Genomic DNA, 26,658 nt, shown 5'->3' on the forward strand with positions numbered 1-26,658 from the left:
CGGACGGCCGGTTCGACGGGCAGCGTGTCACGTCCGCGGGTGGTCGGCGTGCCACCGTGTCACGCGTCCCCGGTCCCATGTTTCACCGCCGTTTTCGCAGGTCGTCGCATGTTTCAGCCCTGTTGCGCGTCGTGCGCGAGAAGCGCGATGTGCACGGAGGCCGCCTGTTCGAAGTCGTCCAGGTCGATCCCGAGGCGGATCTGTATCGCCTCCAGGCGGCGGTAGAGGGCCGGCCGGGAGACGTGGTGGAGCTGGGCGGTGCGGGACTTGTTGCGGCCCGTCGCCAGATAGGTCCGCAGGACGTTCAGCAGTTCCGGTTCGGCCTCGCACAGCAGCCCGTCCAGCTCGCGCTCGGCGAAGGACTGCACCTGCGGATCGTCGCGCAGCAGACGGATCAGCCCGCGCAGGTGGACGTCCTTGAGGCGGACGACGGCCGGCAGGTCGAGGGCGGCGGCGGAGCCGGCGACGGCGTCGGCGACGTGCCGGGCCTCGCGCAGCCCGGCGGGCACGTCGTCCCACGCGGTGCGGGGAGCGGCGGCGGCGACCACGGCCGGGGACGCGGCGCGCAGCCGGGTCGCGAAGTGCCCGGTGAGGGCCTCGGCGTCCTGGTCGCGGGCGAGGCTGAGCAGCACGGTGGCGGCGCCCTCGGCGAGCTCGGCGACGAGGCCGGGCAGCCCCAGCAGACGCAGCACCCGGTCGAGCTGTCCGGCCGTACGGCCCTGGACGACGAGCGGGACGAAGGTGCGGCGGTTGACGGGCAGCCCGGCGGCCCGTACCCGCGGCAGCAGCTGCCGGGCCGGTACGACCCCGGAGACCAGGTCGGTCAGCAGGCCCTGCGCGGACTGCTCCTCCCAGCTGCGCGCGGGGGCGCCGCCGAGCATCCGGTGCAGCACCAGGGCCTCGGCGGCCCGGTCCGCGAGCAGCCGCCCGGTGGCCGCGTCGCCCCGGTAGCCGCACAGCAGCAGCCGGCCCCACCGCTCGCCGCGCCCGCCCAGCTCGGCGCGGACCCAGCCGTCTCCGGCGTCGCCGCCGGCCTGCCGGGCGATCCGCTCCCAGTCGCGCAGCACGTCGTCGACCGCGGACCGCTCCCCCGCCGTGCCGACGACGCGGTGGGCGAGGTTGGTGACGACGACCGGGCAGCCGGCGTGCCGGGCGACCTCGTCGAGCAGCCGTTGCAGCGGCGCCCCGGCCGTGATCAGCCCGGTGAGGGCGGTGCGCACGCTCTCCGACAGGCTGATCGCGGCGAACTTGCGCCGCACGAGCCGGGACTGCACCTCCTCGGTGAGCTCGGCGAAGGGGAACGGCCGGTGCAGGACGACCATGGGCAGCCCGCACCGCTCGGCGGCCCGGCGCATCACCTCGGGCGGCGCGGGGAAGGCCCGGCCGAGACCGAGGACGACGGCCGCCGCCTCCGCCCGGTGCAGGGACCGGACGTACTCGGCCTGCCGGGCCTCGTCCCCGGCCAGCAGCACACCGGTGGTGAGGACCATCTCCCCGCCGCTGAGCATGACGCCGACGTCGGCGGCCTCGGCGACGTGCACCCAGCGCACCGGCCGGTCGAGCTGCGCGGCGCCGGCCACCACCTCGGGCTCCCCGGCGAGCACGCGCTCCAGGGTCAGCACCTGGCGCACGGAGAGGGTGGGTTCCAGCACGTACGGGAATTCCGAGGTGATGCTCATGGCCGTACACCCGTTCTCTAGTACGTGCTCCTCAGCGCCTCTTCCAGGATCGCCGCGCCCTCCTCGGCCTCGGCGACCGTCAGCGACAGCGGCGGGCTGATCCGCAGGGCGCTGGTGTCGTGCCCGCCGCCCTTGCCCAGGAGCAGCCCGCCCTCCCGGGCCGCCTCCAGCACCGCGGCGACGGCCTGCGGGTCGGCCTCGTCCGTGCCCGGTCTGACCAGCTCGACGCCGATCATCAGCCCGCGTCCGCGCACCTCCCGCACCCCGGGCAGTTGCGCGCCGACCGCCCGCAGCCGCTCCAGGAGCAGGCCGCCGACGCGCCGGGCGTTGCCCTGGAGGTCGTGTTCGAGGAGGTAGGTGAGGTTGGCGAGGCCGGCGGCCATGGTGATCTGGGTGCCGCCGAAGGTGGAGATGCTGTTGGCGTCCAGGCAGTTCATGATCTCGGAGCGGGCGATGACCCCGCCGATGGACATGCCGTTGCCGATGCCCTTGGCGAAGGTGACGATGTCCGGCGGGCCGCTGCGGGCGTGCGCCTGCCAGCCCCAGAAGTGGTCGCCGGTGCGGCCCCAGCCGGTCTGCACCTCGTCGGCGATCCACAGGACGCCGCGCTCCTTCAGCACCTCCCGGAAGGCGGCGTAGAGGGTGTCCGGCGGGGAGGTGAACCCGCCGACGCCCTGGACGGGCTCGGCGATCAGCGCGGCCGGCGGCCGGGTGTGGCCGAGGACGTCCTTCAGGTCGGCGACACAGGCGTCGATGAACGCGCGGTCGTCGAGGTGGGCGAACGGCCCCCGGGTGCGCACGCCGCCGTGGACGTAGAGGGTCTGGAGCGGGGAGAGGGAGGTCGGGGACCAGCCGCGGTTGCCGGTGACGCCGATCGCGCTGAAGGACCGGCCGTGGTAGCTGTTCCGCATGGCGAGGACGGTGTTGCTGCGCCGGTAGGTGGTGGCGAGCAGCAGGGCGGTGTCGTTGGCCTCGGTGCCGGAGGTCGTGAAGAACACCCGGGCGTCCGGGATGCCGCTCACCTGGGCGATCCGCTCGGCGAGTTCGACCATCGGCCGGTTGAGGTAGAGGGTCGAGGAGTGGATGATCCGGCCGGCCTGCTCGCTGACCGCCTTGGTCACCTCGGGCAGGGCGTGCGCGGTCAGCGTGGTCAGGATGCCGCCGAAGAAGTCCAGGTACCGCCGGCCGGCGGTGTCCCAGACGTGACGTCCCTCGCCGTGGCTGAGCTCGATCGGGTCGTCGTAGTAGAGGGCGAGCCAGTCGGGCAGGACCCTGCGGTGGCGGGAGTAGAGGTCGGTCACGGCTGCACCAGCCCTTCGTAGGCGTCGGGGCGGCGGTCGCGGTAGAAGGCCCACTGCCGCCGCACTTCCTCGATGAGGTCGAAGTCCAGGTCCCGCACGAGGAGTTCCTCGCTCTTGTCGCTCGCGACCTCACCCACGAACCGTCCCCGCGGATCGACGAAGTACGACGTCCCGTAGAAGTCGTTGTCGCCGTACTCCTCCTGCCCGACCCGGTTGATGGCGGCCACGTAGTACTCGTTGGCGACGGCCGCCGCCGGCTGCTCCAGCTGCCACAGGTGGGCGGACAGGCCCCGGTGGGTGGCGGACGGGTTGTAGACCAGCTGGGCGCCGTTGAGGCCGAGTTGCCGCCAGCCCTCCGGGAAGTGGCGGTCGTAGCAGATGTAGACGCCGACCTTGCCGACGGCGGTGTCGAAGACGGGCCAGCCGAGGTTGCCGGGCTTGAAGTAGTACTTCTCCCAGAACCCCTTGACCTGCGGGATGTGGTGCTTGCGGTACTTGCCGAGGTAGGTGCCGTCGGCGTCGATCACGGCGGCGGTGTTGTAGTAGAAGCCGGACCGCTCGACCTCGAAGACCGGCACGACGACGACCATGCCGGTCTCGCGCGCCAGTTCCCGCATCCGGCGCACCGTCGGGCCGTCGGGCACGGGCTCGGCCCAGCGGTAGTGCTCCGGTTCCTGGACCTGGCAGAAGTAGGGGGCGTTGAAGACCTCCTGGAACCCGATGATCCGCGCGCCGCGGCGGGCCGCCTCGCGGGCGTGTTCCTCGTGCTTCGCGACCATGGACTCGGTGTCGCCGGTCCAGGTGGCCTGGACCAGAGCGGCGCGGACGACGTTGGTCATGAGCTGCTCCTTCGACACGACGTCAGAGCCTCTACGCCCGTAGAGCAGGCCGTAGAGGGACGAAAGTAAGCCTCCGCGCGGCCCTTGCCAAGACCATCGCCGTCAACCCGCTGAGTCGATTTCGATTGGCACCCCTGTGGGTGAGCCGCCTGCCCGGCCCCGTGGCACGGATCGTGACACACCAGGACACTACCCAATCCGGCCCGTCACGTGACGCACCCGGCGGCACGCGGGGCGCACACGAGGCCCCGGTGCCGCCGGCCGGGACGCCGAGGTTTCTCCGGCAGAAGGGGCCGCTCATCGCGGCACCTCGACCGCCTCGCACCCGGTGTACGCCGACCGGGGCCGGGCCGGCGGGTACCGGACGCGGCCGACCGGGCCGGCCCGCGGCGAGGCGGAGGCTCTGTTCCCGAGCGGGGTGCCGGGGGCGCTGCGCGAGACGGGGCTTCAGGACGCGGCCCCGGCGGCCCGGCTGAAGGTGCCGGCGGCGCTGCTCCCCTCGCCACGGGGCACCGCCGCGCAGCGCTTCCACCCGGACGCTCCGGCCTGGTTCCGCGAGCCCGGGACCGCCGAGGCGGTGGGCGACCGGCGGGTCGACGCCGGCTGCCGGCGCGGGGACGGGACGGCCGAGCGGCGGCTTGAGCCGTACGGGCTCGTGCCGGAGGCGGGTGTCCGGTACCTGTGCGCGCGGGTCGCCGGGTCCGGCGCCTTCCGCACGTACCGGATCGACCGGTTCACCGCGGTGACCGGGCTCGACGCCCCGGCCCCGCCGCAGGGGTCCCTTCAGGCGGCCACCAGGGCACACCGGGCGACCAGGTCGTCCATCGACAGGCCCAGCACGCGCGCCAGCGCGGCCACGGTGAAGAACGCCGGCGTCGGCGCCCGCCCCGTCTCGATCTTGCGCAGCGTCTCGGCCGAGACGCCCGCCTCAGCGGCGACGTCGACCATGCTGCGTTCGCCACGCGCCGCCCGCAGCAACTGCCCGAGCCGCTCGCCGCGTTCACGTTCTTCGGGGGTGAGGGGGGTGCGCACCATGCGGCCCATTCTAATACCACCCCGCGTCCGGCACCCCATTCAAATACCGGTATAGTAATTGGCATGGTGGAACTGATGACGGACACGTCGATCGACGCGATGCACGCGGCGGGCCGGGTCGTCGGCCGCGCCCTGACGGCCGTACGGGAGGCCGCGCGCGTGGGCGTCTCCCTGCTGGAGCTGGACGAGGTGGCCCGGGAGGTGCTGCGCGAGGCGGGCGCGACGTCGCCGTTCCTCGGCTACCGCCCCTCCTTCGCCCCGACCCCTTTCCCTGCGGTGATCTGCGCCTCGGTGAACGACGCGATCGTCCACGGCATCCCCACCCGGTACCGGCTCCGCGACGGCGACCTGCTCTCCGTCGACTGCGGCGCGCTGCTGGACGGCTGGGCCGGCGACTCGGCGATCAGCTTCACGGTGGGCCGCCCGCGCCCCGCGGACCTCCGGCTGATCGAGACCGCCGAGCGGGCGCTGGCCGCGGGCATCGAGGCGGCGGTGGCCGGCAACCGCGTCGGCGACATCGCGCACGCCGTCGGCCGGGTCTGCCGTACGGCCGGTTACGGCATCCCGGACGGCTTCGGCGGCCACGGCATCGGCCGCCGTATGCACGAGGAGCCCGACGTCCCGAACGAGGGCCGCCCCGGCCGCGGCCTCCCGCTGCGTCCGGGCATGGTCCTCGCCATCGAACCCATGGTGGTCGCGAGCGGCAGCGACGCCTACTACCCTGCGGCCGACGGCTGGACCCTGCGCACCTCCGACGGCTCCCGCGCGGCCCACTGCGAGCACACGGTCGCGATCACGGAGGACGGCCCCCGGGTCCTGACGGCCCGCGAGGTTCCCTGAGCGGCGCGGGGCGTGCCACGGACGCGGCCGCGTCCTCCTGGCACGAGCCGCCACGACACGCCCGCGGACGCCGTGCCGGACCGGTCCCGCACCCCACTGGGCGAACGTGCCCGCCCCCACGGATCGTGTCATCGTGGGCATGAGCAACCCGCCCCCGGGTTACCCGGCCGCTCCGCATGTCGTCAGCGAAGGAACCCACGCGATGACCAACGGCTACCCTCCTGACCCCTTCGGTGAATTCCTGGCCCGCTTCTTCGGCGGCTCGGGCGGAGCCCCCGGGCCCCGCCACATCGACATCGGCCGCCTGCTCAGCCAGCCGGCCCGGGAGCTGGTCAGAGGGGCCGCCCAGTACGCTGCCGAGCACGGCAGCCGGGATCTGGACACCCAGCACCTGCTGCGCGCGGCCGTGTCGACGGAACCCACCCGGAGCCTGCTGAGCCGGGCGGGCGCGGACCCGGACTCGCTCGCCACGGAGATCGACGGCCGGGCGGGCCCCGTCCAGCACCCGCCCGGCGAGGCACCGCCGCCGACCTCGCTGTCGCTGACCCCGGCGGTCAAGCGCGCCCTGCTGGACGCGCACGACATGGCGCGGGCCAGCGGCGCCGGGTACATCGGCCCGGAGCACGTGCTGAGCGCGCTGGCGGCGAACCCGGACTCGGCGGCCGGGCACATCCTGCACGCGGCCCGGTTCTCGGCGGGCGGCATGCCGCCCGAGGCCCCGGAGGGGGCGCCGCCCCGCCCGGAGCGGCAGCGTCAGCGGCCCACCGGCACGCCGACCCTGGACAAGTACGGCCGTGATCTGACCGACATGGCCCGGCAGGGCCGGATCGACCCGGTGATCGGCCGGGAGACGGAGATCGAGCAGACCATCGAGGTGCTGTCGCGGCGCGGCAAGAACAACCCGGTGCTCATCGGTGACGCGGGCGTCGGCAAGACGGCGATCGTGGAGGGCCTGGCCCAGCGCATCGCGGACGGCGAGGTCCCCGACGTCCTGGCGGGGCGCCGGGTGGTGGCCCTGGACCTCACCGGGGTGGTGGCCGGCACCCGCTACAGGGGCGACTTCGAGGAGCGCCTCACCAACATCGTGGAGGAGATCCGCGCCCACTCCGACCGGCTGATCGTGTTCATCGACGAGCTGCACACCGTCGTGGGCGCGGGCTCCGGCGGGGAGGGCGGCACACTGGACGCCGGGAACATCCTCAAGCCCGCGCTGGCCCGGGGCGAGCTGCACATCGTGGGCGCGACCACGCTGGAGGAGTTCCGCCGGATCGAGAAGGACGCGGCGCTGGCCCGCCGGTTCCAGCCGGTCCTGGTGCCCGAGCCGACGGCCGAGGACACGATCGAGATCCTGCGCGGGCTGCGGGACCGGTACGAGGCCCACCACCAGGTCCGCTACTCCGACGAGGCGCTGGTCGCCGCCGTGGAGCTGTCGGACCGGTACCTCACCGACCGGCGGCTGCCGGACAAGGCGATCGACCTGATCGACCAGGCGGGCGCGCGGGTCCGGCTGGGTGCCCGGACGAAGGGCACGGACGTGCGCGCGCTGGAGCGCGAGGTCGAGCAGCTGGTCCGGGACAAGGACCAGGCGGTCGCGGACGAGGACTACGAGCAGGCGAAGCAGCTGCGCGACCGGATCGGCGAGCTGAAGCAGCGCATCGCCCAGGTGACCGGCGGCGACAAGGCCGACGAGGGCCAGGACCTGGAGGTGACGGCGGAGGCCATCGCCGAGGTGGTGTCCCGGCAGACCGGCATCCCGGTCAGCCGGCTGACCCAGGAGGAGAAGGAACGGCTGCTCGGCCTGGAGCAGCACCTGCACCAGCGGGTGGTGGGCCAGGAGGAGGCGGTCGCCGTGGTGTCCGAGGCGGTGCTGCGCTCCCGCGCCGGCCTGGCGAACCCGAACCGGCCCATCGGCAGCTTCCTCTTCCTCGGCCCGACCGGCGTCGGCAAGACCGAGCTGGCACGGGCGCTGGCGGAGGCGCTGTTCGGCAGCGAGGACCGGATGGTCCGGCTGGACATGAGCGAGTACCAGGAGCGGCACACCGTCTCCCGGCTGGTGGGCGCCCCGCCCGGGTACGTCGGCCACGAGGAGGCCGGCCAGCTCACCGAGGTGGTGCGCCGGCACCCGTACTCGCTGCTGCTGCTGGACGAGGTGGAGAAGGCGCACCCGGACGTCTTCAACATCCTGCTCCAGGTGCTCGACGACGGCCGGCTCACCGACTCGCAGGGCCGGACCGTGGACTTCACCAACACGGTCATCGTGATGACCAGCAACCTGGGCTCGGAGGCGATCACCCGGCGCGGTGCCGGGATCGGGTTCGGGCCGGGCGGCGCGGAGGCCGACGAGGAGGCGCGGCGCGAGCAGATCCTGCGGCCGCTGCGCGAGCACTTCCGGCCGGAGTTCCTGAACCGGATCGACGAGATCGTGGTCTTCCGGCAGCTGACGAGCGAGCAGCTGCGGCAGATCACCGATCTGCTGCTGGAGACGACCCGGCGGCTGCTGGACGGGCAGGGCGTCTCGGTGGACTTCACGGGCGCGGCCGTCGACTGGCTCGCCGAGCGCGGCTACCAGCCCGAGTACGGCGCCCGGCCGCTGCGCCGCACCATCCAGCGGGAGGTGGACAACCAGCTGTCGCGGCTGCTGCTGGACGGCACGATCTCCGAGGGCAGCCGGGTGACCGTGGACGCGCGGGACGGGCGGCTGGACTTCCGCACGGAAGCCGCCCAGCCGCCCGCACCCGAACTCTGATCCGACGGCCGGGGCCACCGACGCGTCACGGCCCCGGCCGGCTTGGCCGGTGTCTGCTTCAGCGCTCCGGGCGGACCACCATCGCCGAGCCGCCGCCGCGCCGTACCTTCTCGGCTGCGGCCAGCCACCTGCCGTCCGGCAGCCGCTGCACGCCCGTGGCCGCCCCGATCTCCGGGTTGAGGCTGAAGGAGTGCCCGATGGCCTCCAGCCGCTTGCGCAGGCCGCTGTCGTAGAGCCCGGGTTCCAGTTCGGTCCGGGCGGCGTTGCGCTGGCTGGCGCGCGGTGCGGCGATCGCGTCCACCAGGGGCAGCTTCCGGTCCAGGAACCCGGTGAGCGTCTGCAGCACGGTGGTGATGATGGTCGCGCCGCCGGGTGAACCGAGCGCCACGACCGGCCTGTTGTGCTGGTCCAGGACGATCGTCGGGGAGATGGAGGAGCGCGGCCGCTTGCCCGGGCCCGGCAGGTTCGGGTCGTGCACGGCCGGGTTGGCCGGGGCGAAGGAGAAGTCGGTCAGCTCGTTGTTGAGCAGGAAGCCCCGGCCCGGGACGGTGATGCCGCTGCCGCCGGTCTGCTCGATGGTGAGCGTGTAGGCGACGACGTTGCCCCACTTGTCGGCCACGGTGAGGTGGGTGGTGTTCTCCCCCTCGTAGGTCGTGGGGGCCGCCGTACCGCCCTGGCCGCAGGCCGCCGGGTGCCGGGGGTCGCCGGGTGCGAGCGGGCTGCCGAGGACGGCGTCGTCCTTGATCAGGCAGGCGCGGGAGTCGGCGTACCGCTGGGACAGCAGCTCCTTCGTCGGCACGTCCTCGAAGGCGGGGTCGCCGACCCAGCGCCCGCGGTCCGCGAAGGCGATGCGGCTGGCCTCGATGAAGTGGTGCAGGTACTGCACCTCGCTCGCCTTCGACAGGTCGGTGTTCTCCAGGATGTTCAGCGCCTCGCCGACGGTGGTGCCGCCGGAGGACGAGGGCGCGATGGAGTACACGTTCAGGCCGCGGTACGACGTCCTGGTGGGCGCCTGGAGCTTGGCGCGGTAGACGGCGAAGTCCTTCTCGGCCAGCTTGCCGGGGCGGGCGTTCCAGCCGGAGGCGGGGTCCACGGGCGGGTGTTCGACCGTCTTGACGATGTCGTCGCCGATGTCACCGCGGTAGACGGCGCCGATGCCCTGCCGGCCCAGCTGCTCGTAGGTCCGGGCGAGTTCGGGGTTCTTGAACGTGGAACCGACGACGGGCAGCTGTCCGTTCGGCAGGAACAGCTTGGCGGTGTCCGGGAAGTAGCGGAACCGGGTCTCGTTGGACGCGGTCTGCGACCGGAAGGTGTCGTCCACCGTGAAGCCGTCGCGGGCGATGCGCTCGGCGGGCTTCAGCAGGGTGCCGAGCCGCTTGCTGCCCCACTGGTCCAGCGCCTGCTGCCAGGTGGCGGGCGTGCCCGGGGTGCCGACGCTCAGGCCGCTGCTGACGGCGTCGGCGAAGGCGAGCGGTTTGCCGTTCTCCGTGAACAGGTCGGCGTCGGCGCTCAGCGGCGCGGTCTCGCGCCCGTCGATGGTGTGCACCGTGCGGGACTTGGCGTCGTAGTAGACGAAGTAGCCGCCTCCGCCGATGCCGGCCGAGTAGGGCTCGGTGACGCCGAGCGCGGCGGCGGTGGCGACGGCCGCGTCGACCGCGTTGCCGCCGTGCTTGAGCACTTCGATGCCGGCGGCGGAGGCGTCGGCGTCGACGCTGGCCACGGCGCCGCCGTAGCCGACGGCCACCGGGACCTTCGGCGGCGTTCTGTGCGCCGTGGCGGCGGGCGGCGCCGCCGCCCCCACCGACACCACGGCGGCCGAGACCGCCAGAACCGCCAGTTTCCGCGTGCCTGGACGACCCATCCGTACCTCCCGTCGGGACAAGTCCGCGCAGCGTAACCGGATGACCGGTAATACCGACAGTACGCCTGCCGCACCGTGGCCGTCGCCCGGGCCCGCTACCATGCGCGGCCATGAACGACGACGTGCGCAACATCGTCCTCGGAGTCATAGCCGCGGGCGTCTCGGCCGCGCTGGGCTGGGTCGCCCGGACGTACCTGTGGAAGCGCCGGCTGCGCCGCAAGCAGGCCTTCTTCGGGCTGCCCGACCACGCCGAGTCGCTGCTGGTGGTCAACCGCAACGCGGGCGGCCCGGAGCTGTCGGTGATGCGGCACGACGTGTTCGCCCTGCTGGAACTGTCCGCCCTCATCAAGGACTGCAACGCCCACGCGCAAGTGGTCGCGCACGACGCCGCCCAGCAGGGGTTCGGCGAGCGCACGGAGTTCTGCCTCGGCGGTCCCGCCTCGAACCGCCGGATGGAGGCCCACCTCTCCTCGCTGCTGCCCGGCGTGCGGATGAACGCGGAGGCCGCGACGGGCCCGGACGTCGGCGCCATCCGGATCGGCGGTGAGGAGTACCGCATGGACGGCGGGCGCAGCGAGTACGTGCTGCTCGCCCGGCTCACCGCGGACGGCGGCCCGGACACCCGCCCGGTGTTCCTCTTCTGCGGCCAGCGGGCGATCACCAACCAGGCGGCGACCCGCTACCTCGCCCGCCACCACGAGCGGCTGGCCCGCAAGTACGGCGGCGGTTCCTTCGTGTTGCTGCTGAAGGTGGTCAACTCCCAGGCGTACGGCCCGGACGTGGTGGAGCTGGTGGCGGACGTGACCCGGGCGGCGCGGGCACCGCTTCCGGAGCCCGCTCCCAGCGCCGCCGAGTGACACGCCGACAGTCGCTTCCGCGGCCCGGCGCGAGCTCGCGCTCACCGCGACGTGGGCCCGCCCGGCATCGGCAAGCTCGTCACGCACGCACCGTGGACCTGGCACGGGCGGACGCCCGGCGAGCCGTTCGCCGTCGACGTGGACCTGTACTCCACGGCCTACGACGTCCCCGCCGGGCACCGCCTCGCGCTGGTGGCCGACACGGTCGACCCGCTCTACGCCGAGCACAACCCGTCCGGCGCGCAGCTGACCTTCTCCTCGCCCCCGGACGACCCGTCGTACGTGTCCGTCCCGCTCGGCGAGCAGTGATCTCCGGCTGCCGCCGGACGAGCCTGGCCCGTTGAACTGCCGCCCCCCTGGCGGCAGCGCCCCCGGACCCGGGAGCGGCGACCACCGCCCCCTCGGTCCTGGGGCCGCGCCGCTCCCGCCGGGACACCCGGTCGGCGAACCGGAAGAGCAGCACGCACATCCGATGCGGATCGGCGACATCACCATCACCACAGGGATGAACGGCAAATCGTAGTCGAGGTTGGAGGCGATGGGTTCCCCGCATGGATGAACTCCTCGCAGGGGGCTCCCGCGCGCCGGGCGCGAACGCGGCCCCGGCCCGGCCGCGTTCGAGGGGCACCGGTGCTGCCGGGTGCGCGCCGCGGCGGTGCGCCGACGGCGAACGGAACAGCGGGGGCCCGGTGTTGATGCCCGGACGCGGGGCCCTTGTCGCGCGGCACGGTGGCCCGGGCGTCAGGTCTCGGCGATCTCCGCGTACAGCTGGGACAGCTCGGGGACCCCGCTCACCGCCCACTCCTCCCCGGCCGGCACCACCTCCACCGCACGGCCGGAGGCGAGGCGTACGACGGGCTCGCCGTCGGGCCGGATCCGCCAGGCGGCGCCGGGCACGGTACGCACGACGACCGTGCCCAGGTACAGCCCGGCGTCGTGGCCCAGCCAGGGCAGGGTCTCCGGGTCGTCCCGCCAGCGCGGCACCATCTGGTCCAGGGCCTCCAGGGAGGCCGGGGTGTCGTCGAGGAGGACGCCCGCCCGAGCCGCCTGCGAGCGCAGCAGCTCGCACTCGGACAGCAGCGCGGCGACCGCCTCGGGGTCGGCGCGGAGCGCCGCTCCGGCCTTCTTCGCGTGCCGGGGGCCCAGGAACGGAAGGTTCATGGACCCAGCGTGGCATCACACGTCCAGGTCGACCACCACCGGCGCGTGGTCGGAGGCGCCCTTGCCCTTGCGCTCCTCACGGTCGACGTAGGCGTCCTTGACGGCGTCGGCGAACGGCTGGTTGCCGTACACCAGGTCGATGCGCATGCCGCGGTTCTTCGGGAAACTGAGCTGGCGGTAGTCCCAGTAGGTGAAGGGGTGGTCGTACTTCAGCGGGCGCGGCACGACGTCGTTCAGGCCCGCCTCGCGCAGGGCGGCCAGCGCGGCGCGCTCGGCCGGGGTGACATGGGTGGAGCCCTCGAAGGCGGCCGGGTCGAAGACGTCGTCGTCCGTCGGCGCCACGTTGTAGTCGCCCAGCACCGCGAACGGGCGGCTGCCCTGCGCGTCGCCGTACACGGCCGCCCTCAGCGCCTCGAACCACTGGAGCTTGTACGCGTAGTGCGGGTGGCCGACCTCGCGGCCGTTCGGCACGTACACCGACCAGACGCGGACCGGGCCGCAGGTCGCCGCGAGGGCGCGCGGCTCGGTCACGCCGTCGAAGCCCGGGTCGCCGGGCAGGCCCTTGACCACGTCCTCGATGCCGACGCGGGAGAGCACCGCCACGCCGTTCCACCGGCCGGTCGCGTGGACCGCGGCCTCGTAGCCCAGCTCGCGGAGCTGGCCGAACGGGAACTGCTCCTCGGCGATCTTGGCCTCCTGGAGGCAGAGCACGTCGGTGCCGCTGCTCTCCAGCCAGGCCAGCAGCCGGGGAAGGCGGGCGGTGATCGAGTTCACGTTCCAGGTAGCGATGCGCATGCCTTCCAACCTACCCGGCGGGTCCGACAACGCCGGTCCGGGCGCTCAGACCTCGGTCCACGCCCCGGGGTGCAGCCGCTGGTGCTCCGTGCCGCCCAGGCGGCCGAGGTGGCCCTCGTAGAGCGGCAGGGCGAGGTCGGTGAGCAGGGCGTCGTGGACGTCGTACGCGCGCCGCGGGCCGACCTCGCGGACGTAGTCGATCACTTCCGAGATCTTGTTCCAGGGGGCCATCACCGGCAGCAGCAGCGTCTCGACCGGCTCGCCGGGCACGGTGAGGGCGTCGCCGGGGTGGAAGACCTTCCCGCCGTCGATCAGATAGCCGACGTTGGTGATGCGCGGGATGTCCGGGTGGATCACCGCGTGCAGTTCGCCGTGGACCTGGACGTCGAAGCCGGCGGCGGTGAAGGTGTCGCCGTGGCCGACGGTGTGCACCCGGCCCGGGAAGGCCGCCTCGACCTGGTCCGCGACCGACTTCAGCGTCCAGATGCGGGCGGCCGGGTTGTTCTCCATGGCGGCCCGCAGCCGGAACTCGTCGAAGTGGTCCGGGTGCTCGTGCGTGACCAGGATCGCGTCCGCGCCGAGGGCGGCGTCCTCCTCGGAGAACCCGCCCGGGTCGATGACGAGGGTCTGCCCCTCTTTCTCCAGGCGGACGCAGGCGTGGGACTTCTTCGTGAGCTTCATGTCTCCCCATCCTGCCGTCTGCGGCCGCCCGGGGCGCTACTCGGCGGGCGTGGTCTCCTCCCGGATCACCTGCTGGGCCACCCGGAACGCGCTGTTCGCGGCCGGCACCCCGCAGTAGACGGCCGTCTGGAGCAGCACTTCCTTGATCTCGTCCGGGGTGAGCCCGTTGCGCAGGGCCGCCCGGGTGTGGAAGGCCAGCTCCTCCAGGTGGCCGCCCGCGACCAGCGCGGTGAGCGTGACGCAGCTGCGGGTACGGCGGTCGAGGCCGGGCCGGTCCCAGATCTCGCCCCAGGCGTAGCGGGTGACGAACTCCTGGAAGTCCCCGGAGAACTCGCCGGCCTGCGCCAGCGCCTGGTCCACGTGGGCGTCGCCCAGCACCTCGCGGCGGACCTTCAGCCCGGTCCGGTACCGGTCCGGCTGCCCGTCGGGCCGCTCCGGTACGGCGGCCGGGGCGATCTCGGCGACCGGTGCGGGCTGCGGCGCGGCGGCCGGGACCGGGGCGGCCGGCATGCCGGGCAGGGCGGTCTGGCCGGTGTCGTAGGGCTGCTGCCAGGCGGTGGAGAAGTGGTGGACGAGCAGGTCGGTGACGGCGGCGGGCTGCTCGACCGGCACCAGGTGGGAGGCGCCGGGGACGACCGCGAGCCGGGCGTCCGGGATGCCGGCGACCAGGGTGCGGGCCTCGGCCGGGCCGGTGACCTGGTCGTCGGAGCCGACCAGCACCAGCGTCGGCACCCCGACCCGGCCCAGCTCGGGCCGTACGTCGAAGGCGGCCAGGGCCTCGCAGGCGGCGATGTAGCAGCCGGGGTCGGTGGTGCGGACCATCTGCACGGCCCACTCGGTGATCGCGGGCTGCGCGGCGGCGAACCCGCCGGTGAACCAGCGGTCGGGCGCGGTCCGGGCGATCGGGTCGAGCCCGTTGGTGCGCACGACCACCCCGCGCTGGCGGAACTCGTCGGCGGTGCCGAACCGGGGCGAGGCCGCGACGACGGCGAGGGAGGCGAGCCGCGCGGGGTGGCGCAGGGCCAGCTCGATACCGATCGCGCCGCCCAGCGCGCAGCCCGCGTAACCGAACCGCTGTACGCCGAGCGCGTCCAGCGTCGCCAGCAGCCGGGCGCTCAGCTCGGCGACCGATCCGGCCGGGTGCGCCGGGGCGCCGCCGTGCCCGGGCAGATCGAACCGGAAGACCCGCCACTGCTTGGCCAGCTCCGGCACCTGGCGGTCCCACATGTGCCATGTGGTACCCAGTGAGGGACCCAGGATCAGGACCGGAGCGTCTTCTGGCCCGTCGAAGCGGTATTGCAGGGTGTTCGGGGGTGTCTCACTCACGCCCCAGACCCTCTCACGTCTCACGACTGCCCCTCTAACGAGGGTTGCGACTGCACAGGTCCGACCAGGTGGAACGATTTCGCGCCGGGTCTTGCCCTCCTTGATCCGGCGCTCGTCATGGTCCTGGGTGCGCTCGCCTGGGCACGGGCCTTGACCGCGGCGTCCTTGGCGAGCTTGCAGATCCGTGCGCTGTGCACCGGACCGTCGCCGGACTTGGCCCGGGCCCGGGCACGACCGCCGAGCACGGCCCGCGCGGCGGCCTGAGCGTCGAGCGGGTCCGACTTCCCGAGCAGCGGGCGGGCGAAGCGATCGCCCTGGCCGCCTCCCGGGGCGAAAGGTCACCATCGCCTGCCTAACCTTCGGCGAGCGCGGCGAGTCCGCCAAGGCGTGGCGCGAGGGCAGGACGCCGGCGGAGATCAAGGCGGTACGCCGCGAGGAGGCGGAGCAGGCCGCCGCCACCCTCGGCGCCCCGGTCCGCTTCTACGGCGCCGACGACTACCCGCTCACCGCCCCTGCCGTACACCGGCCGCCCGCCGCCTGCCGTACTCGGGCGGCACCGGCCAACGGCTCGGCGGGCGGACCGTCGCCCGCCCCCGGGCAGGGGATCAGCCCTCGTCCGGATCCTGTACGTCCAGGCCGGTGCAGGCCAGTTGTTCGGCCACCTCCGCGCAGGCCTCAACGCCCCGGGGGGAGCGTACGGAGAGCATCGGGCTCGTGTAGCCGGTGGTGTCGTCGGCCGGGTAGGTCGTGGAGAGGACGTCCCGGCCCGCGCGTACCGAGACCTCGCGGGCGTGCGGGGAGCGCACCCGCACCTCCGACCAGGCGGTACCGCAGGCCGGGGAGTACCGCAGCCGGACGGTGTAGGCGGGGTCGGTGACGGTGCTGGTGGTCCGCGCGTCGCGTGCGCAGGCCGTCGCGTCGGGCAACTGGCCCCGGCAGGAGGGCCTGTGGCAGTGCGGGACCGCCATCACGACCGGCGTACCGGTCGAACCGCTCCGGTCGTGCGCGGCGACGGCGGCGCCCACCGCGGCCGTCACCCCCGCCAGCGCGAGCACACACAGTGGCAGCCACCGCCGCCCGCCCGAGCGCCGGGGTCCGATCCCGTCCGGGGTGCTCGCGGGCGACGGCCCGTCGGCGGTGTGCTCGGTGGCCTCCCACAGGGCCAGTACCGCGTCGGGATCGACGCGGGCCAGCCGGGTGAGCGCCTCCACGGCCGGCCGCGGTGGCCGCTGAGCACCGGTCAGGTAGCGGTGCCAGGCGGACTTGCTGTACGGGGTGCGCGCTGCCAGCGCCGCCAGGCTCAGCCCCGTACCGTCCTTCAGTTCCCGCAGTCTGACCACCAACGGTTCGTCGGGCGCGGTCGGTTTTTCGGGGTGGGGCATGGTGCGTCCCTCGACTCCTCTTCCGCTATGGGCGCTTCGCCCTTGATGCCGGAATGGCTTCCCGAGGGGAAGGCGGTTGCAACACTCAGTGAGGTGTGACGAGACTGAGGCACATGAGCGCGCCGAAGGCCTGTTCGGGGATGCGTGATCCTCGAACAGGCCTCGACGGTCGGGGTGGGCGGTGGTTCAGGGGGTACGGCGGTGGGGGACCGTCAGCACCACGGGAGCGTGGCGTCGACCCTGACGTAACGGGCGGAGACATAGCCCCTGTGGTGGGACAGCCGGTACCACGTGTGGTTGCCGGACACCCCGGTGCCGTAGCGCTTGCAGGTGAGGGCCACGAGCCGGTGGTGGTGCCGGTGGCCGACCACCCGGTAACCGGTGCCCGGGCCGGAGCGGACGTTCAGCGTGAGGCGGTGCGTGACCACGCGGCCCACGGCGGGGATGCCACGCCGGTACGACGCGGTGTGCACGATGACGCGGTGGAGCCGGTGGGTGCGGTACGCCGAGTGGAGGCGGCGCCCGGCGTGGTGCTTGCAGTGCACGCGGTGGACGCTGCGGTGGTGGCGGGCGGTGCGGTGCTTCGCGGACTGGTGCCGGGTCGGAGCGGGCAGCAGCGAGGGGAGGGTGTGCCGCACGCCGGCCGCGGGCGTGGGGTACGGGGTGGTGCCGCCCGCCGGGGCGGCACCGGCCGCCGTGGGCAGGATGGCGAGCACCGCGACCGCGGCCAGCAGGCCGCTCTGCAGGGTCCGTCGGATCATGGAAACCTCCGGCTGTCGTTCTCGTGACCACGCACCGTGATCACGACAGCCAGCGTTTCCGTGACGAGCTGTCAGAATGCCGTTCCCACGTCCCGTGGGACACCGGGGACGTCCCCGGGAACGGGCGGGGGACGGGGGAACCGCGAGGGCGGGACGAGGCCGGGCCGTCCAGGGGCCGCCTGGCTGTGCCTGCGTGCAGGGCCGGGTCCCCGGTCAGGGGTTCAGCGCGGCACGGATGGGAGCGCGCGGTTCACCGTCTGTGGCGGCCGCCATCTCGGTGGACCGCAGCCGAATGGTGGCCTTTCCGCTGATGAGCTCGGGAGGGCGGAAGCTGAAGCCACCATCGCGCTCCGTTGCCCACCCGTGGATCGAGACGCCGTGCTGCCAGACACCGACGTGCGGCCTGCGCTTTTCGACCCGGTAGGTGGGATTCCGTAGGACAGCGCCACACTCGCCTGCGGGAATTCCTCCAGGATCAGCCCGCTCACCCGGGCGAAGAGCCAACGGTGACCTGGCGCGATGGAGTCGACGTACCCCCGCACCGAGCCCATGCGACCCATTGCGGTCCTCCCGCGAACACCGCTGCTGCGGGCTCGGCCCTCGCACCCGGCCGTCGGGGCTTCAGGGCAGGGGCGTGCGGCACCAGCGGCCCGCTCCGGGCCGTCAGGCGGCTGACCTGGGAAGATGGAGAACCGGGCCGGGAGTATCTAGGGTCAGCCCGTGGCTCTCATCATGGTGTGTGAAGACGACGCGGCGGTCCGCGGCGTCCTCAAGCGCGCCCTGGAGCACGACGGGCACACCGTCTCCGTCGCCGCCACGGCCGACAGCCTGCTGCGGCAGCTCTCACCGGCGCCCCATCTGGTCGTCCTGGATCTCGGGCTCCCGGACGCCGACGGCCGCGACGTCTGCCTGGCCCTGCGGGCCCGCGGCGTCGACGCGCCGGTGCTGATGCTCACCGCCCTGGACGGCCTGCATCACAAGGTGGGCGGCTTCGAGGCCGGCGCCGACGACTACATGACCAAACCCTTCGACATCCCGGAACTGCTGGTCCGCGTCCGGGCGCTGCTGCGCCGGGCCACCGTGACGCCCGCACCGCGCGAGGTCGTCCTCGATCCGGCGAAGCACGTGGTGACCCACGATGCGGTGACCATGAGCCTGACCCCGACCGAGTTCCGGCTGCTGGGCCGCCTGATCGCCTCGCAGGGCGACGCGGTACGCCGCCACGCCCTCATCGCTGCCGGCTGGCCGCACGGAGCTCAGGTCAACGACAACACCCTCGACTCCTATGTGCGCCGGCTGCGGGCCAAGCTAGGTCCGCTGGGTGTTGCCGAGCGGCTGGCAACCGTCCGCGGTGTGGGCTACCGATGGCAGTGACGGGGTTCCGTAAGCGGGTCGTCGCACTCACCGTGCTGATCGCCACCGCCGTGGTCGCGATCCTGGTCGTCGTCTCGCACGTGCTGCTGAGCCGGGTGACGGACGCCGACGCACACGATCTGGCACGTACGCGCGCCGAGGCGGTCGCGGGGAACGTCACCGCGAAAGGCGGCCGTGTCGTATTGACGGAGAACGGCAGCGAGGCGCTGGACGAGGTCGCCTGGCTGTATGCCGACGGCCGGCTGATCGACGGAAACGTACCGCCGAGCCTGGTCGGTCGCGTCGAGGAGCTGGCGGACACAGGGCGCTCGCAGACCGCGTCGGTCGGCGATTACCTCCTGTACGCGCGGAAGGTCCCGGGCCACGGCCACCACGTCATGGTGATCGTCCGGGTCGACCTCACTCCCTACGAGACGTCCGAGCAGCGCAGCCTGACCTTGTCCCTGATACTGGGCGGCCTCACGGTCCTCCTCGCCGGCGGTGTCGCACACCTCGTGGTGCGCCGCGCGCTGCGGGTCGTCCACGAGATGGCCGCCCTCGCCGACGACTGGGGCCGGCACGAACCCGGGCGCCGCTTCAACCTCGGCGTCCCCCGCGACGAGTTCGGGGAACTGGGGCGGACCCTGGACCACCTCCTGGAGCGCGTCGACAACGCGCTGGCGGACGAGCGCCGGCTCACCGATGAGATCGCCCACGAGTTGCGGACACCGCTCACGGTCCTGCGGGCCGAGGCGCAGCTGGCGCAGCTCTCCGGCGAGCCGGTGCCGACGGAGGCGGTGCTGAGCGAGGCCGACCGCCTTGATGCGGCGATCACGACGCTTCTGCGCGCCGCGCGCGCACGGACGGACAAGGGAACCCGGTGCGACCTGCGCGCCGCCGCGCGGCAGGCGATCGCCGGCCGCGCGGTCGAGGTCGCCTTCTCCGCGAAGGTCGAGGTCGCCGTGGCGGCCGACGTCGCCGTGTCGCTGCTGTCGCCCCTGCTGGACAACGGCCTGCGGCATGCGAGGTCCCGGGTGTGGATCACCGCCCGCGACCAGGGCGAGGCCATCGTGGTCGATGTCCTGGACGACGGCCCCGGAATCGATCCCGCGGACGTCGACCGGGTCTTCGAAGCGGGGGTGACCGGCGGCGGCGGGTACGGGCTGGGGCTGCCGGTGGTCCGGCGCATCGCCGCCTCGGCCGGTGTGGAGGTCCGCGCGATCGCAGACGGCCGCGGTCACGTCGAGGTGACCCTCCCGGCCGCCCGTGCAACCGCGTAGTCAGGTTATGTGCAGATTCCCCGCGCCAACCTCGCTGCATGACAACGACAACGGAAGCACGCACGCGCAGCGGGCGTCTCATGCTCAACAAGGTTCCCGAGGTCACCGTCTGGTTCTGGGTGATCAAGGTCCTGTGCACGACCGTCGGTGAGAGCTTCGCCGACTGGATCAACATGAAGCTGGGCGTCGGCCTGGTGAACACGGCCTGGATCTTCACCGCGGTCTTCGTGGTGGTCCTGGCCGTCCAGCTGCGGCTGAAGCGGTACGTCCCGTTCCCCTACTGGCTGACCGTGGTCGTTGTCAGCGTCACCGGCACCCTGTACACCGACATCCTGACCGACCAGCTCAATGTGCCGCTGTGGATCAGTTCCGCGGTCTTCTCGGTACTGCTCGCCGTGGTCTTCGGCGTGTGGTGGCTGCGCGAGCGCACCCTGTCGATCCACTCGGTCACCACGCTTCCGCGGGAGTCGTTCTACTGGCTCGCCGTTCTCGTCACCTTCGCGCTCGGCACCGCGACCGGCGACTGGACCCTCGAGCTCACCGGCTGGAGCCCGGGAGTCTCGGTCCTGCTGCCGCTCGGCCTCATCGCGGCGATCACGCTGCTGTGGAGGTTCGGCGCCAACCCGGTGCTGTCCTTCTGGCTCGCCTACATCCTGACCCGCCCGCTGGGCGCGAACATCGGCGACTGGCTCGCCTCCCCCAAGGTCGCCGAGAACCCCGGCGACCCCACCGGTCTCGACCTGGGCACGTTCACCACCAGCTTGATCTTCCTCGGCCTGATCCTGGCGACGGTGGTCTACCTGACGGTGACGCGCCCGGATGTGACCGAGACCCACGAGGCTGCCCTCGCCGCACACGCCACCGGCGACCCGCGCAAGGAGCGCGTCGCACTGGCCGGCTTCGGACTGCTCGCCGTCGCCACCGCGGGCCTGCTGGTCTGGGCCCACGGCCAGCCGCACGTCGGCCCGGCGCCGGAGGAAGACAACACCTCCGCCGTCCGGATGGCTCCCGGCCAGGCGGTGAAGAAGTTCCCGCCCGCCAAGGTCGCCGCGCTGAAGACCCTCGCCTCCACCTCGCTCAAGGACGCGCGCTCGGGGAACGCGACCGGGGCCCACGCGGCCGCCCAGAAGCTGCGTGACCTGTGGGACGCCGACCAGGCGTCGCTGCAGCCGCTGGACCAGACCGGCTGGACCTCCATCGACGCTCAGATGGACAAGATGCTCAAGACGTTCGGCATCGACCACTCGAACCCGCCGATGTCGCCCGCGCAGCAGGAGAAGGAACTGAACGCCCTCCTGACGGACATGGGCTGATGACGGACATGGGCTGACAGACCGCACAGCGCCCGCCCGGCCCCCGGCCGACGGGCTCGGTGTGCCGGGGCGGCGCAGAGAACCGCGCTCCCTCGGCACACGCCGGCGGCCCGCGGACACCGCGATGCGGCCGCAGACCCGCGTGGGGCGGTCGCTGACCGGATGGCGTGGGCCACACATGAGTGCAGGCCCTACGGCGCGAGCAGGGGAGGGCCGCTCAGCGCTTCGCCCCAGCCCCATCGCTCCAGCCGCAGCACTCGAAACGGCAGCCATGCCCTCGGACCGCGCTGATGTGAGGCGACCGGCAAGGGGCGACCGGACTCCTCGGCGGCCTGGGTGGGACGTCGGCGCAGGCCGGCCATGGTGACGTCCAGAGCCTGGTGAGGGCGAACCAGTTCGCGTCCCACACCTCTGCATCGCCGTCCACGCCCACCGCGCACCCGACGGCGCACGCATCGACGTCATAGACGACAGCCCCCGGCGTACCGCCCCCGTTCGCCGGACAGCTCTGCGAGCACGGCCGGCGCGCGGATCCCGGCGACGGACACAGCGGAGCGGGCCTGGGACTGCCGCCGGCGCGGCGTCTGGCCCGCTCCGCCGGCGGCGAGGTGACGTACGACCCCGGACACACTCCCGGGGCACGGTTCGTGGTCAGCCTGCCTGCCGGGTGACCACGCCGCACTCGACGCTACCGGAGCATCACGGCGTGGTGTCGCGCTGGACGTCCTTGCGGGAGACGGCCAGGTAGCCGACGAAGCCGAGGATCGCCACCGTCCAGGCCAGCGTGACCGGCCCCAGGCCCAGGTCGAGTCCGCCCCTGCCGTGGCCGACGGCCATCCAGTCGGCGACAGAGGCGCCGAGCGGGCGGGTGATGACGTACGCGGCCCAGAACGCGGCGACCGCGTTCAGGCTCCCCCACCGGTGGGCGACAGCCGGGACGGCGATCGCGGCGGCGAACAGGACCGCGGAACCCAGGTAACCGAGGCCGATCGAGGCGGTGAGGTCGCCCGCGGCGGTGCCCAGCGCGAACGTGGCCAGCACGGCGGCCCAGTAGAAGCTCTCGCGGCGCCGGGTGTGGATGCTGTGGATGGACAGGGTGCGCTCTGCGCGGTACCAGAGGGCGAAGACGGCGGCCAGCGCGGCCATGAAGAACGGAGTCGACAGCGTGTACGGCACGCCAAGGCCGACGTGCAGGACGTCGGCGGCCATGGTGCCGAACACGCTGACCATCACGATCGCCGTCCAGTAGACCCAGGCCACGTACCGACGGACGGCGAACTGCACCGCCAGAGCGGCCACCAGGGCGATGCCGCCGAGGCCGACAGCGGGGATCGGGCCGAGCAGGTGGGCCAGGAAGTCGGACGCCGTCTCGCCCATCCCGGTGGTCAGCACCTTGATGATCCAGAAGTAGACAGTCACCTCCGGCACCTTGCTTGCCGCGTGACGGATGTGGCCCGCGGGCCGGTAGTGAGTGAGGTGATCAGTCGACATGGCAGGCACCATGACATGGTGCGCGGCACTCGCCCCAGACCCCTTTGCCAGAGTTTTGACGCTTCCAGTACGGGAGTTGCCCGAGGCTCAGCCGAACCTGAACGCGACCTGAACACAGAGACCGATGCACTGGTCAGAAGCGTGCGGCCAGTGATATTTGCCCTGGCGGACAGCCTTGCCGCCCGCCTTACGAGCTGTCGTTCGTCGACCATGGCACGAACGGCCCACAGACTGGCGAGGGACACCTCACTGCCGAGGCGTCTCGGGTCGTCCCCCGTCGAGCAGCTGCGACGGTCACGCTCGTTCACCTTCCGACCCGACGGCTCATCGCGTAGCCGGCGGCCAGCGGTCGGCGAACGGCAAGTACGTCGGCGGCAGGGCGTGTCGAGCACTCGGATCCCGCAGGCAATGGATCATCCTGCGCCGCTCTCCGGGTACCGTCAGGGGTATGAGTCATCCACACCCCGAACTGAAAGCCGCCCCACCCCTTGCCGAAGGAGGGCTGCGGGTCATCGCCCTGGGCGGCCTGGGTGAGATCGGCCGCAACATGACCGTCTTCGAGCACGCGGGCAAGCTGCTCGTCGTCGACTGCGGCGTCCTGTTCCCCGAGGAGACCCAGCCCGGCGTGGACGTGATCCTGCCGGACTTCACCTCGATCCGGGACCGGCTGGACGACATCGTGGCCGTGGTGCTCACCCACGGCCACGAGGACCACATCGGCGGCGTGCCGTACCTGCTGCGCGAGCGCTCCGACATCCCCGTCGTCGGCTCCAAGCTGACGCTGGCGTTCCTGGAGGCCAAACTCAAGGAACACGGCATCCGGCCGCGCACGGTGCGGGTGCGGGAGGGCGACCGGCGTGGCTTCGGGCCCTTCGACTGCGAGTTCGTGGCGGTCAACCACTCCATCCCCGACAGCCTCGCGGTCGCGATCCGCACCCGGGCCGGGCTGGTGCTGCACACCGGCGACTTCAAGATGGACCAGTTCCCCCTCGACGACCGCATCACCGATCTGCGCGCCTTCGCCCGTCTCGGCGAGGAGGGCGTGGACCTGTTCCTCACCGACTCCACCAACGCCGAAGTACCCGGCTTCACCACCTCCGAGCGTGAGCTGAACCCGGCGATCGAGCAGGTGATGCGCACCGCGCCGCGCCGGGTCATCGTCTCCAGCTTCGCCAGCCACGTGCACCGCATCCAGCAGGTCCTGGACGCCGCCCACCAGCACGGCCGCAAGGTCGCCTTCGTCGGCCGGTCGATGGTCCGCAACATGGGCATCGCCCGTGACCTGGGCTATCTGAAGGTCCCCTCCGGTCTGGTCGTGAGCACGAAGGAGCTGGAGAAGCTCCCGGACCACAAGGTCACTCTGGTGTGCACCGGCTCCCAGGGCGAACCGATGGCCGCGCTGTCACGGATGGCCAACCGCGACCACGTGATCCGTATCGGCAAGGGCGACACCGTCCTGCTCGCCAGCTCCCTCATCCCCGGCAACGAGAACGCCATCTACCGGGTGATCAACGGGCTCACCCGGTGGGGCGCCCACGTGGTCCACAAGGGCAACGCCAAGGTGCACGTCTCCGGGCACGCCAGCGCCGGCGAACTCGTCTACTGCTACAACATCGTCAAGCCCCGCAACGTCATGCCCGTGCACGGCGAATGGCGCCACCTGCGGGCCAACGGCGACCTCGCCATCCGTACTGGTGTCGACCCCGAACGGGTCGTCATCGCCGAGGACGGAGTCGTCGTCGACCTCGTCGACGGGCGCGCGTCCATCACCGGCAAGGTCCCCGCCGGCAACGTCTACGTCGACGGCATGGAAGTCGGCGGCGCCACCGAGGCGTCCCTCAAGGACCGCCTCACCCTCGCCTCCGAAGGCGTGCTCACGGTGGTGGCGATCGTCGACGCGGACACCGGCGCCCTCGCCGAGGCCCCCGACTTCCTGGCCCGCGGCTTCGTGCACGACGACACCACCTTCGAGCCGGTCATCCCCGTCATCGAGAAGACACTGGCCACCGCGGCCGAGGAAGGTGTCGGGGACGCGCGCCAACTCGAACAGCTCCTCGCCCGCGCCGTGGCGAACTGGGCGTTCCGCGCCCACCGCCGCAAGCCCCTCATCATCCCCGTCATCATCGACGCCTGAGCCACAGCCCGGCGGCACTGTCGCGTTCCGGCCGCGGGGCCGCCGGCACCGAGGCCGGGCACGGGGGTCGGCAGCCACCCCGGCGGGCCGGGGTGGCGCCCGCCGCGTTGTCGTGGTCGTCCGGGGAGGTAGCAGCGTAGGGCAGTGCCGTCGAGGCCGGTGTGGACACGGACGAGGTCCGCGGGTCGGCAGACGAGTAGGAGTTCCCTGCCGCCGGCTGCGCGGGAGGGGGCGGGCGGCGACCGGCCAAGAGATCGTTCAGCTGTCCGCCGCCGTGGACCTCGTAGACGATCCGGGCGCTCTCGGCCCGGATCCGTAGCGTGCCCGAGCCGGCGCCGTGGACGACCGCTGCTGGTGGTCGGCTCCGCACCGTGTTCAGGAGTCGAGGCCGAGTTCGGCCCAGACCGTCTTGCCGGGGTGACCCGGGGTGACGCCCCAGCGTCGGGCGAGCCGGTCGAGGAGTTGGATTCCAAAACCGCCGGGCTCGGTGTTCGCAGTGGCGCGCTTGCGGGGCAAGCGGTCGCTGGAATCGCTGACGGCTATGTGCAGCCACCGCCCGTTCCAGGTGACCTGGATCCGGGGCGGGCCGGAGCCGTGGCGGATGGCATTGGTGATCAGTTCGGAGGCGAGCAGTTCGGCGGTCTCGATCATCCGGTGCCGGCGCAGCGGGCCGCCGAAACCGTGCACGCAGTCGCGGACCCAGTGCCGGGCGGCCGTGATGCTCGCCGTGACTGCGGGGAAGCGCGTCTCGCAGGATGGGATGGTCGATTCACCGTTCACGAGGTTCCTCCAGCGCGGGTGACTCTGGGCCGCCGCCGACCGGTGCTCTGCCCAGCCGGTGGGAGCCCTCTGTCGGGTTACCCATGCCTGCCCGGTGAACCATCTGTGTCTGCCGGGTGACCGGCAGATCCCGTGAAAGTCATCCGCCGGGAATTCGACAGTGCCGGCGCGTGCCGGGTAGTGCGCTGCGGCCCCGGCCAGGAACCCAGCCCTGTTCGCCGAGAGCCAGGTCCGAACCGGCACACACGCAGTGAAGGCCCGGTGGATACCGGGCCTTCACGTTTGAGTAGCGGGGACAGGATTTGAACCTGCGACCTCTGGGTTATGAGCCCAGCGAGCTACCGAGCTGCTCCACCCCGCGTCGGTACGGTGAACTGTACGGCACCGATCGGCACCGGCCTAATCGACTTTCGCCTGCGCTCGGAGCGGGCCCGATTGCTCATGATCGACCGACATGGCTGCTCACCCGGTCTGGGCTGCCGCAGGGGGCGAGCGGTGGCAGCCGGGATGGCCGCGATGACGCACGCCGGCGAGGCTGCGGTGGCCGACCGCATTCCTAGGGTGTGTCGCGGATGCCGGCCGGGCCGGGGACGTCAGCGAGGGCGATGCGGGCGGTGATGCGTTTCCCGACCGGTTCGCGCCGGGCTTCCACCCCCTGCGCGACGGCCATCACGATCTCCAGGCCGTGCTGCCCTACGCGGCCGGCGTCCGAGGCACGCGCCACCGGCAGGACCGGGTCGGAGTCCCACACGACGACCTCCACCATGTCGCCTATGATCCGCAGTTCCATCAGTACGGGTCCGGGCGCGTACTTGCGGGCGTTGGTGACCAGTTCGCTGACCACGAGCTGGGTGAGGTCCACGGCACGCTGCGAGACCGGTACGCCGTGCCCGCTCCGGGCACGGGCGAGAAAACCTGCGGCCAGCCGGCGAGCCCGGGCGATGCAGGCGCCGTCCCCCTTCAGCGCCACGGCGGTCTGCAGGACACGGGCGTCAGGCGCGGTGTCGTCCTCCCCGGCCGGGCCCGACTCCATCACAGCCGCC

21 protein-coding genes, 1 tRNA gene and 5 pseudogenes are annotated in these 26,658 nt (G+C 72.7%); 11 read left to right on the forward strand and 16 right to left on the reverse strand.

What is annotated here, in order from left to right:
- Window positions 1-113 precede the first annotated feature (113 nt).
- From AB0947_RS24995 to AB0947_RS25005, 3 genes are read right to left on the reverse strand one after another with little or no spacing between them, the layout of a single operon-like run.
- Entirely contained in the window at window positions 114-1,679 is a 1,566-nt protein-coding gene (locus AB0947_RS24995) for a PucR family transcriptional regulator (RefSeq protein WP_366752569.1), read from the reverse strand.
- A gap of 17 nt (window positions 1,680-1,696) precedes the next feature.
- Window positions 1,697-2,980 (reverse strand): aspartate aminotransferase family protein, encoded by a 1,284-nt coding sequence (locus AB0947_RS25000; protein WP_366752570.1) that lies wholly within the window; start codon window positions 2,978-2,980, stop codon window positions 1,697-1,699.
- Window positions 2,977-3,819 (reverse strand): nitrilase-related carbon-nitrogen hydrolase, encoded by an 843-nt coding sequence (locus AB0947_RS25005; protein WP_366752571.1) that lies wholly within the window; start codon window positions 3,817-3,819, stop codon window positions 2,977-2,979. The genes AB0947_RS25000 and AB0947_RS25005 overlap by 4 nt, the downstream gene beginning before the upstream one ends.
- Window positions 3,820-4,144: 325 nt before the next feature.
- On the opposite strand from AB0947_RS25005, the pseudogene AB0947_RS25010 reads away from it, so the two are divergent.
- A pseudogene (locus tag AB0947_RS25010) lies at window positions 4,145-4,645 on the forward strand (WYL domain-containing protein); the annotation flags it as partial.
- Here the strand turns inward: AB0947_RS25010 and AB0947_RS25015 are convergent.
- Complete coding sequence (locus tag AB0947_RS25015; RefSeq protein ID WP_366752572.1) at window positions 4,603-4,854, reverse strand: helix-turn-helix transcriptional regulator; 252 nt, start codon at window positions 4,852-4,854, stop codon at window positions 4,603-4,605. The pseudogene AB0947_RS25010 and the gene AB0947_RS25015 sit on opposite strands and share 43 nt — an antisense overlap.
- A gap of 63 nt (window positions 4,855-4,917) precedes the next feature.
- On the opposite strand from AB0947_RS25015, the gene map reads away from it, so the two are divergent.
- Both map and AB0947_RS25025 read left to right on the forward strand, forming a co-directional pair.
- Entirely contained in the window at window positions 4,918-5,694 is a 777-nt protein-coding gene (map, locus tag AB0947_RS25020) for a type I methionyl aminopeptidase (RefSeq protein WP_366752573.1), read from the forward strand.
- Between the two features lie 202 nt (window positions 5,695-5,896).
- Window positions 5,897-8,440, forward strand: coding sequence for an ATP-dependent Clp protease ATP-binding subunit (locus tag AB0947_RS25025; RefSeq protein WP_366752616.1), 2,544 nt, complete (start codon window positions 5,897-5,899; stop codon window positions 8,438-8,440).
- 58 nt (window positions 8,441-8,498) lie between these two features.
- Here AB0947_RS25025 and ggt read toward each other — a convergent pair whose 3' ends face one another.
- The gene (gene ggt / locus AB0947_RS25030; RefSeq protein WP_366752574.1) at window positions 8,499-10,301 is read right to left on the reverse strand and encodes a gamma-glutamyltransferase; all 1,803 of its coding nucleotides are present in this window, start codon (window positions 10,299-10,301) and stop codon (window positions 8,499-8,501) included.
- 110 nt (window positions 10,302-10,411) lie between these two features.
- Here ggt and AB0947_RS25035 point away from each other — a divergent pair, with 110 nt between their 5' ends.
- A complete protein-coding gene (locus tag AB0947_RS25035; RefSeq protein WP_366752575.1) occupies window positions 10,412-11,158 on the forward strand; it encodes a hypothetical protein in 747 nt (248 codons plus the stop codon).
- A 48-nt stretch (window positions 11,159-11,206) separates the two neighbouring features.
- A pseudogene (locus tag AB0947_RS25040) lies at window positions 11,207-11,467 on the forward strand (CocE/NonD family hydrolase C-terminal non-catalytic domain-containing protein); the annotation flags it as partial.
- 70 nt (window positions 11,468-11,537) lie between these two features.
- Here AB0947_RS25040 and AB0947_RS25045 read toward each other — a convergent pair.
- The 5 genes and pseudogenes from AB0947_RS25045 to pcaC all read right to left on the reverse strand — a co-directional run.
- Window positions 11,538-11,724: pseudogene (locus AB0947_RS25045) on the reverse strand (amino acid ABC transporter permease); the annotation flags it as partial.
- A 175-nt stretch (window positions 11,725-11,899) separates the two neighbouring features.
- Window positions 11,900-12,319 (reverse strand): DUF6278 family protein, encoded by a 420-nt coding sequence (locus AB0947_RS25050; RefSeq protein ID WP_366752576.1) that lies wholly within the window; start codon window positions 12,317-12,319, stop codon window positions 11,900-11,902.
- Window positions 12,320-12,334: 15 nt separating this feature from the next.
- Window positions 12,335-13,114, reverse strand: a complete 780-nt coding sequence (locus AB0947_RS25055) for an exodeoxyribonuclease III (protein WP_366752577.1) — start codon at window positions 13,112-13,114, stop codon at window positions 12,335-12,337.
- Between the two features lie 45 nt (window positions 13,115-13,159).
- Window positions 13,160-13,795: an MBL fold metallo-hydrolase gene (locus AB0947_RS25060; RefSeq protein ID WP_366752578.1), complete on the reverse strand. Its 636-nt coding sequence runs from the start codon at window positions 13,793-13,795 to the stop codon at window positions 13,160-13,162.
- Between the two features lie 36 nt (window positions 13,796-13,831).
- Complete coding sequence (gene pcaC / locus AB0947_RS25065; RefSeq protein ID WP_366752579.1) at window positions 13,832-15,121, reverse strand: 4-carboxymuconolactone decarboxylase; 1,290 nt, start codon at window positions 15,119-15,121, stop codon at window positions 13,832-13,834.
- 293 nt (window positions 15,122-15,414) lie between these two features.
- On the opposite strand from pcaC, the pseudogene AB0947_RS25070 reads away from it, so the two are divergent.
- Window positions 15,415-15,632 (forward strand): annotated as a pseudogene (locus AB0947_RS25070) (PIG-L family deacetylase); the annotation flags it as partial.
- A gap of 94 nt (window positions 15,633-15,726) precedes the next feature.
- Here the strand turns inward: AB0947_RS25070 and AB0947_RS25075 are convergent.
- Together AB0947_RS25075 and AB0947_RS25080 are read right to left on the reverse strand one after the other, a co-directional pair.
- Window positions 15,727-16,503, reverse strand: a complete 777-nt coding sequence (locus AB0947_RS25075) for an XRE family transcriptional regulator (protein WP_366752580.1) — start codon at window positions 16,501-16,503, stop codon at window positions 15,727-15,729.
- A 212-nt stretch (window positions 16,504-16,715) separates the two neighbouring features.
- Window positions 16,716-17,264, reverse strand: coding sequence for a hypothetical protein (locus AB0947_RS25080; protein WP_366752581.1), 549 nt, complete (start codon window positions 17,262-17,264; stop codon window positions 16,716-16,718).
- A 720-nt stretch (window positions 17,265-17,984) separates the two neighbouring features.
- Here AB0947_RS25080 and AB0947_RS25085 point away from each other — a divergent pair.
- The 4 genes and pseudogenes from AB0947_RS25085 to AB0947_RS25100 all read left to right on the forward strand — a co-directional run.
- Window positions 17,985-18,638, forward strand: a complete 654-nt coding sequence (locus AB0947_RS25085) for a response regulator transcription factor (RefSeq protein WP_366752582.1) — start codon at window positions 17,985-17,987, stop codon at window positions 18,636-18,638.
- On the forward strand, window positions 18,629-19,897 hold the full coding sequence (locus AB0947_RS25090) for a HAMP domain-containing sensor histidine kinase (protein ID WP_366752583.1): 1,269 nt from the start codon (window positions 18,629-18,631) through the stop codon (window positions 19,895-19,897). Before AB0947_RS25085 ends, AB0947_RS25090 begins: the two co-directional genes overlap by 10 nt.
- A 38-nt stretch (window positions 19,898-19,935) precedes the next feature.
- Complete coding sequence (locus AB0947_RS25095; protein WP_366752584.1) at window positions 19,936-21,210, forward strand: hypothetical protein; 1,275 nt, start codon at window positions 19,936-19,938, stop codon at window positions 21,208-21,210.
- 415 nt (window positions 21,211-21,625) lie between these two features.
- Window positions 21,626-21,881, forward strand: a pseudogene (locus AB0947_RS25100) (ATP-binding protein); the annotation flags it as partial.
- A 28-nt stretch (window positions 21,882-21,909) separates the two neighbouring features.
- On the opposite strand, the gene AB0947_RS25105 reads toward AB0947_RS25100, so the two are convergent.
- Complete coding sequence (locus tag AB0947_RS25105; RefSeq protein ID WP_366752585.1) at window positions 21,910-22,701, reverse strand: hypothetical protein; 792 nt, start codon at window positions 22,699-22,701, stop codon at window positions 21,910-21,912.
- A 448-nt stretch (window positions 22,702-23,149) separates the two neighbouring features.
- Between AB0947_RS25105 and AB0947_RS25110 the strand changes: the two genes are divergently transcribed.
- Window positions 23,150-24,835, forward strand: coding sequence for a ribonuclease J (locus AB0947_RS25110; protein ID WP_366752586.1), 1,686 nt, complete (start codon window positions 23,150-23,152; stop codon window positions 24,833-24,835).
- A 375-nt stretch (window positions 24,836-25,210) separates the two neighbouring features.
- On the opposite strand, the gene AB0947_RS25115 is transcribed toward AB0947_RS25110, so the two are convergent.
- The 3 genes from AB0947_RS25115 to AB0947_RS25125 form a co-directional block, all read right to left on the reverse strand.
- Complete coding sequence (locus AB0947_RS25115; RefSeq protein ID WP_366752587.1) at window positions 25,211-25,615, reverse strand: ATP-binding protein; 405 nt, start codon at window positions 25,613-25,615, stop codon at window positions 25,211-25,213.
- A 287-nt stretch (window positions 25,616-25,902) separates the two neighbouring features.
- Window positions 25,903-25,976: transfer RNA gene (locus AB0947_RS25120), tRNA-Met, on the reverse strand.
- Window positions 25,977-26,171: 195 nt separating this feature from the next.
- On the reverse strand, window positions 26,172-26,648 hold the full coding sequence (locus AB0947_RS25125; protein ID WP_366752617.1) for an ATP-binding protein: 477 nt from the start codon (window positions 26,646-26,648) through the stop codon (window positions 26,172-26,174).
- Window positions 26,649-26,658 lie beyond the last annotated feature (10 nt).

Origin of the sequence: Streptomyces sp. NPDC047841 (assembly GCF_040704085.1) — a bacterium.
GTDB classification, from domain to species: domain Bacteria; phylum Actinomycetota; class Actinomycetes; order Streptomycetales; family Streptomycetaceae; genus Streptomyces; species Streptomyces argyrophylli.

Bases quoted from the DNA above. Each gene is read 5' to 3' on its own strand.
- AB0947_RS25005 (WP_366752571.1), bottom strand. From the start codon at position 3,819: ATGACCAACGTCGTCCGCGCCGCTCTGGTCCAGGCCACCTGGACCGGC.
- AB0947_RS25125 (WP_366752617.1), bottom strand. From the start codon at position 26,648: ATGGAGTCGGGCCCGGCCGGGGAGGACGACACCGCGCCTGACGCCCGT.
- AB0947_RS24995 (WP_366752569.1), bottom strand. From the start codon at position 1,679: ATGAGCATCACCTCGGAATTCCCGTACGTGCTGGAACCCACCCTCTCC.
- AB0947_RS25090 (WP_366752583.1), top strand. From the start codon at position 18,629: ATGGCAGTGACGGGGTTCCGTAAGCGGGTCGTCGCACTCACCGTGCTG.
- AB0947_RS25110 (WP_366752586.1), top strand. From the start codon at position 23,150: ATGAGTCATCCACACCCCGAACTGAAAGCCGCCCCACCCCTTGCCGAA.
- AB0947_RS25060 (WP_366752578.1), bottom strand. From the start codon at position 13,795: ATGAAGCTCACGAAGAAGTCCCACGCCTGCGTCCGCCTGGAGAAAGAG.
- map (WP_366752573.1), top strand. From the start codon at position 4,918: ATGGTGGAACTGATGACGGACACGTCGATCGACGCGATGCACGCGGCG.
- AB0947_RS25015 (WP_366752572.1), bottom strand. From the start codon at position 4,854: ATGGTGCGCACCCCCCTCACCCCCGAAGAACGTGAACGCGGCGAGCGG.
- AB0947_RS25080 (WP_366752581.1), bottom strand. From the start codon at position 17,264: ATGATCCGACGGACCCTGCAGAGCGGCCTGCTGGCCGCGGTCGCGGTG.
- ggt (WP_366752574.1), bottom strand. From the start codon at position 10,301: ATGGGTCGTCCAGGCACGCGGAAACTGGCGGTTCTGGCGGTCTCGGCC.
- AB0947_RS25025 (WP_366752616.1), top strand. From the start codon at position 5,897: ATGACCAACGGCTACCCTCCTGACCCCTTCGGTGAATTCCTGGCCCGC.
- AB0947_RS25050 (WP_366752576.1), bottom strand. From the start codon at position 12,319: ATGAACCTTCCGTTCCTGGGCCCCCGGCACGCGAAGAAGGCCGGAGCG.
- AB0947_RS25095 (WP_366752584.1), top strand. From the start codon at position 19,936: ATGACAACGACAACGGAAGCACGCACGCGCAGCGGGCGTCTCATGCTC.
- AB0947_RS25055 (WP_366752577.1), bottom strand. From the start codon at position 13,114: ATGCGCATCGCTACCTGGAACGTGAACTCGATCACCGCCCGCCTTCCC.
- AB0947_RS25105 (WP_366752585.1), bottom strand. From the start codon at position 22,701: ATGTCGACTGATCACCTCACTCACTACCGGCCCGCGGGCCACATCCGT.
- AB0947_RS25075 (WP_366752580.1), bottom strand. From the start codon at position 16,503: ATGCCCCACCCCGAAAAACCGACCGCGCCCGACGAACCGTTGGTGGTC.
- AB0947_RS25035 (WP_366752575.1), top strand. From the start codon at position 10,412: ATGAACGACGACGTGCGCAACATCGTCCTCGGAGTCATAGCCGCGGGC.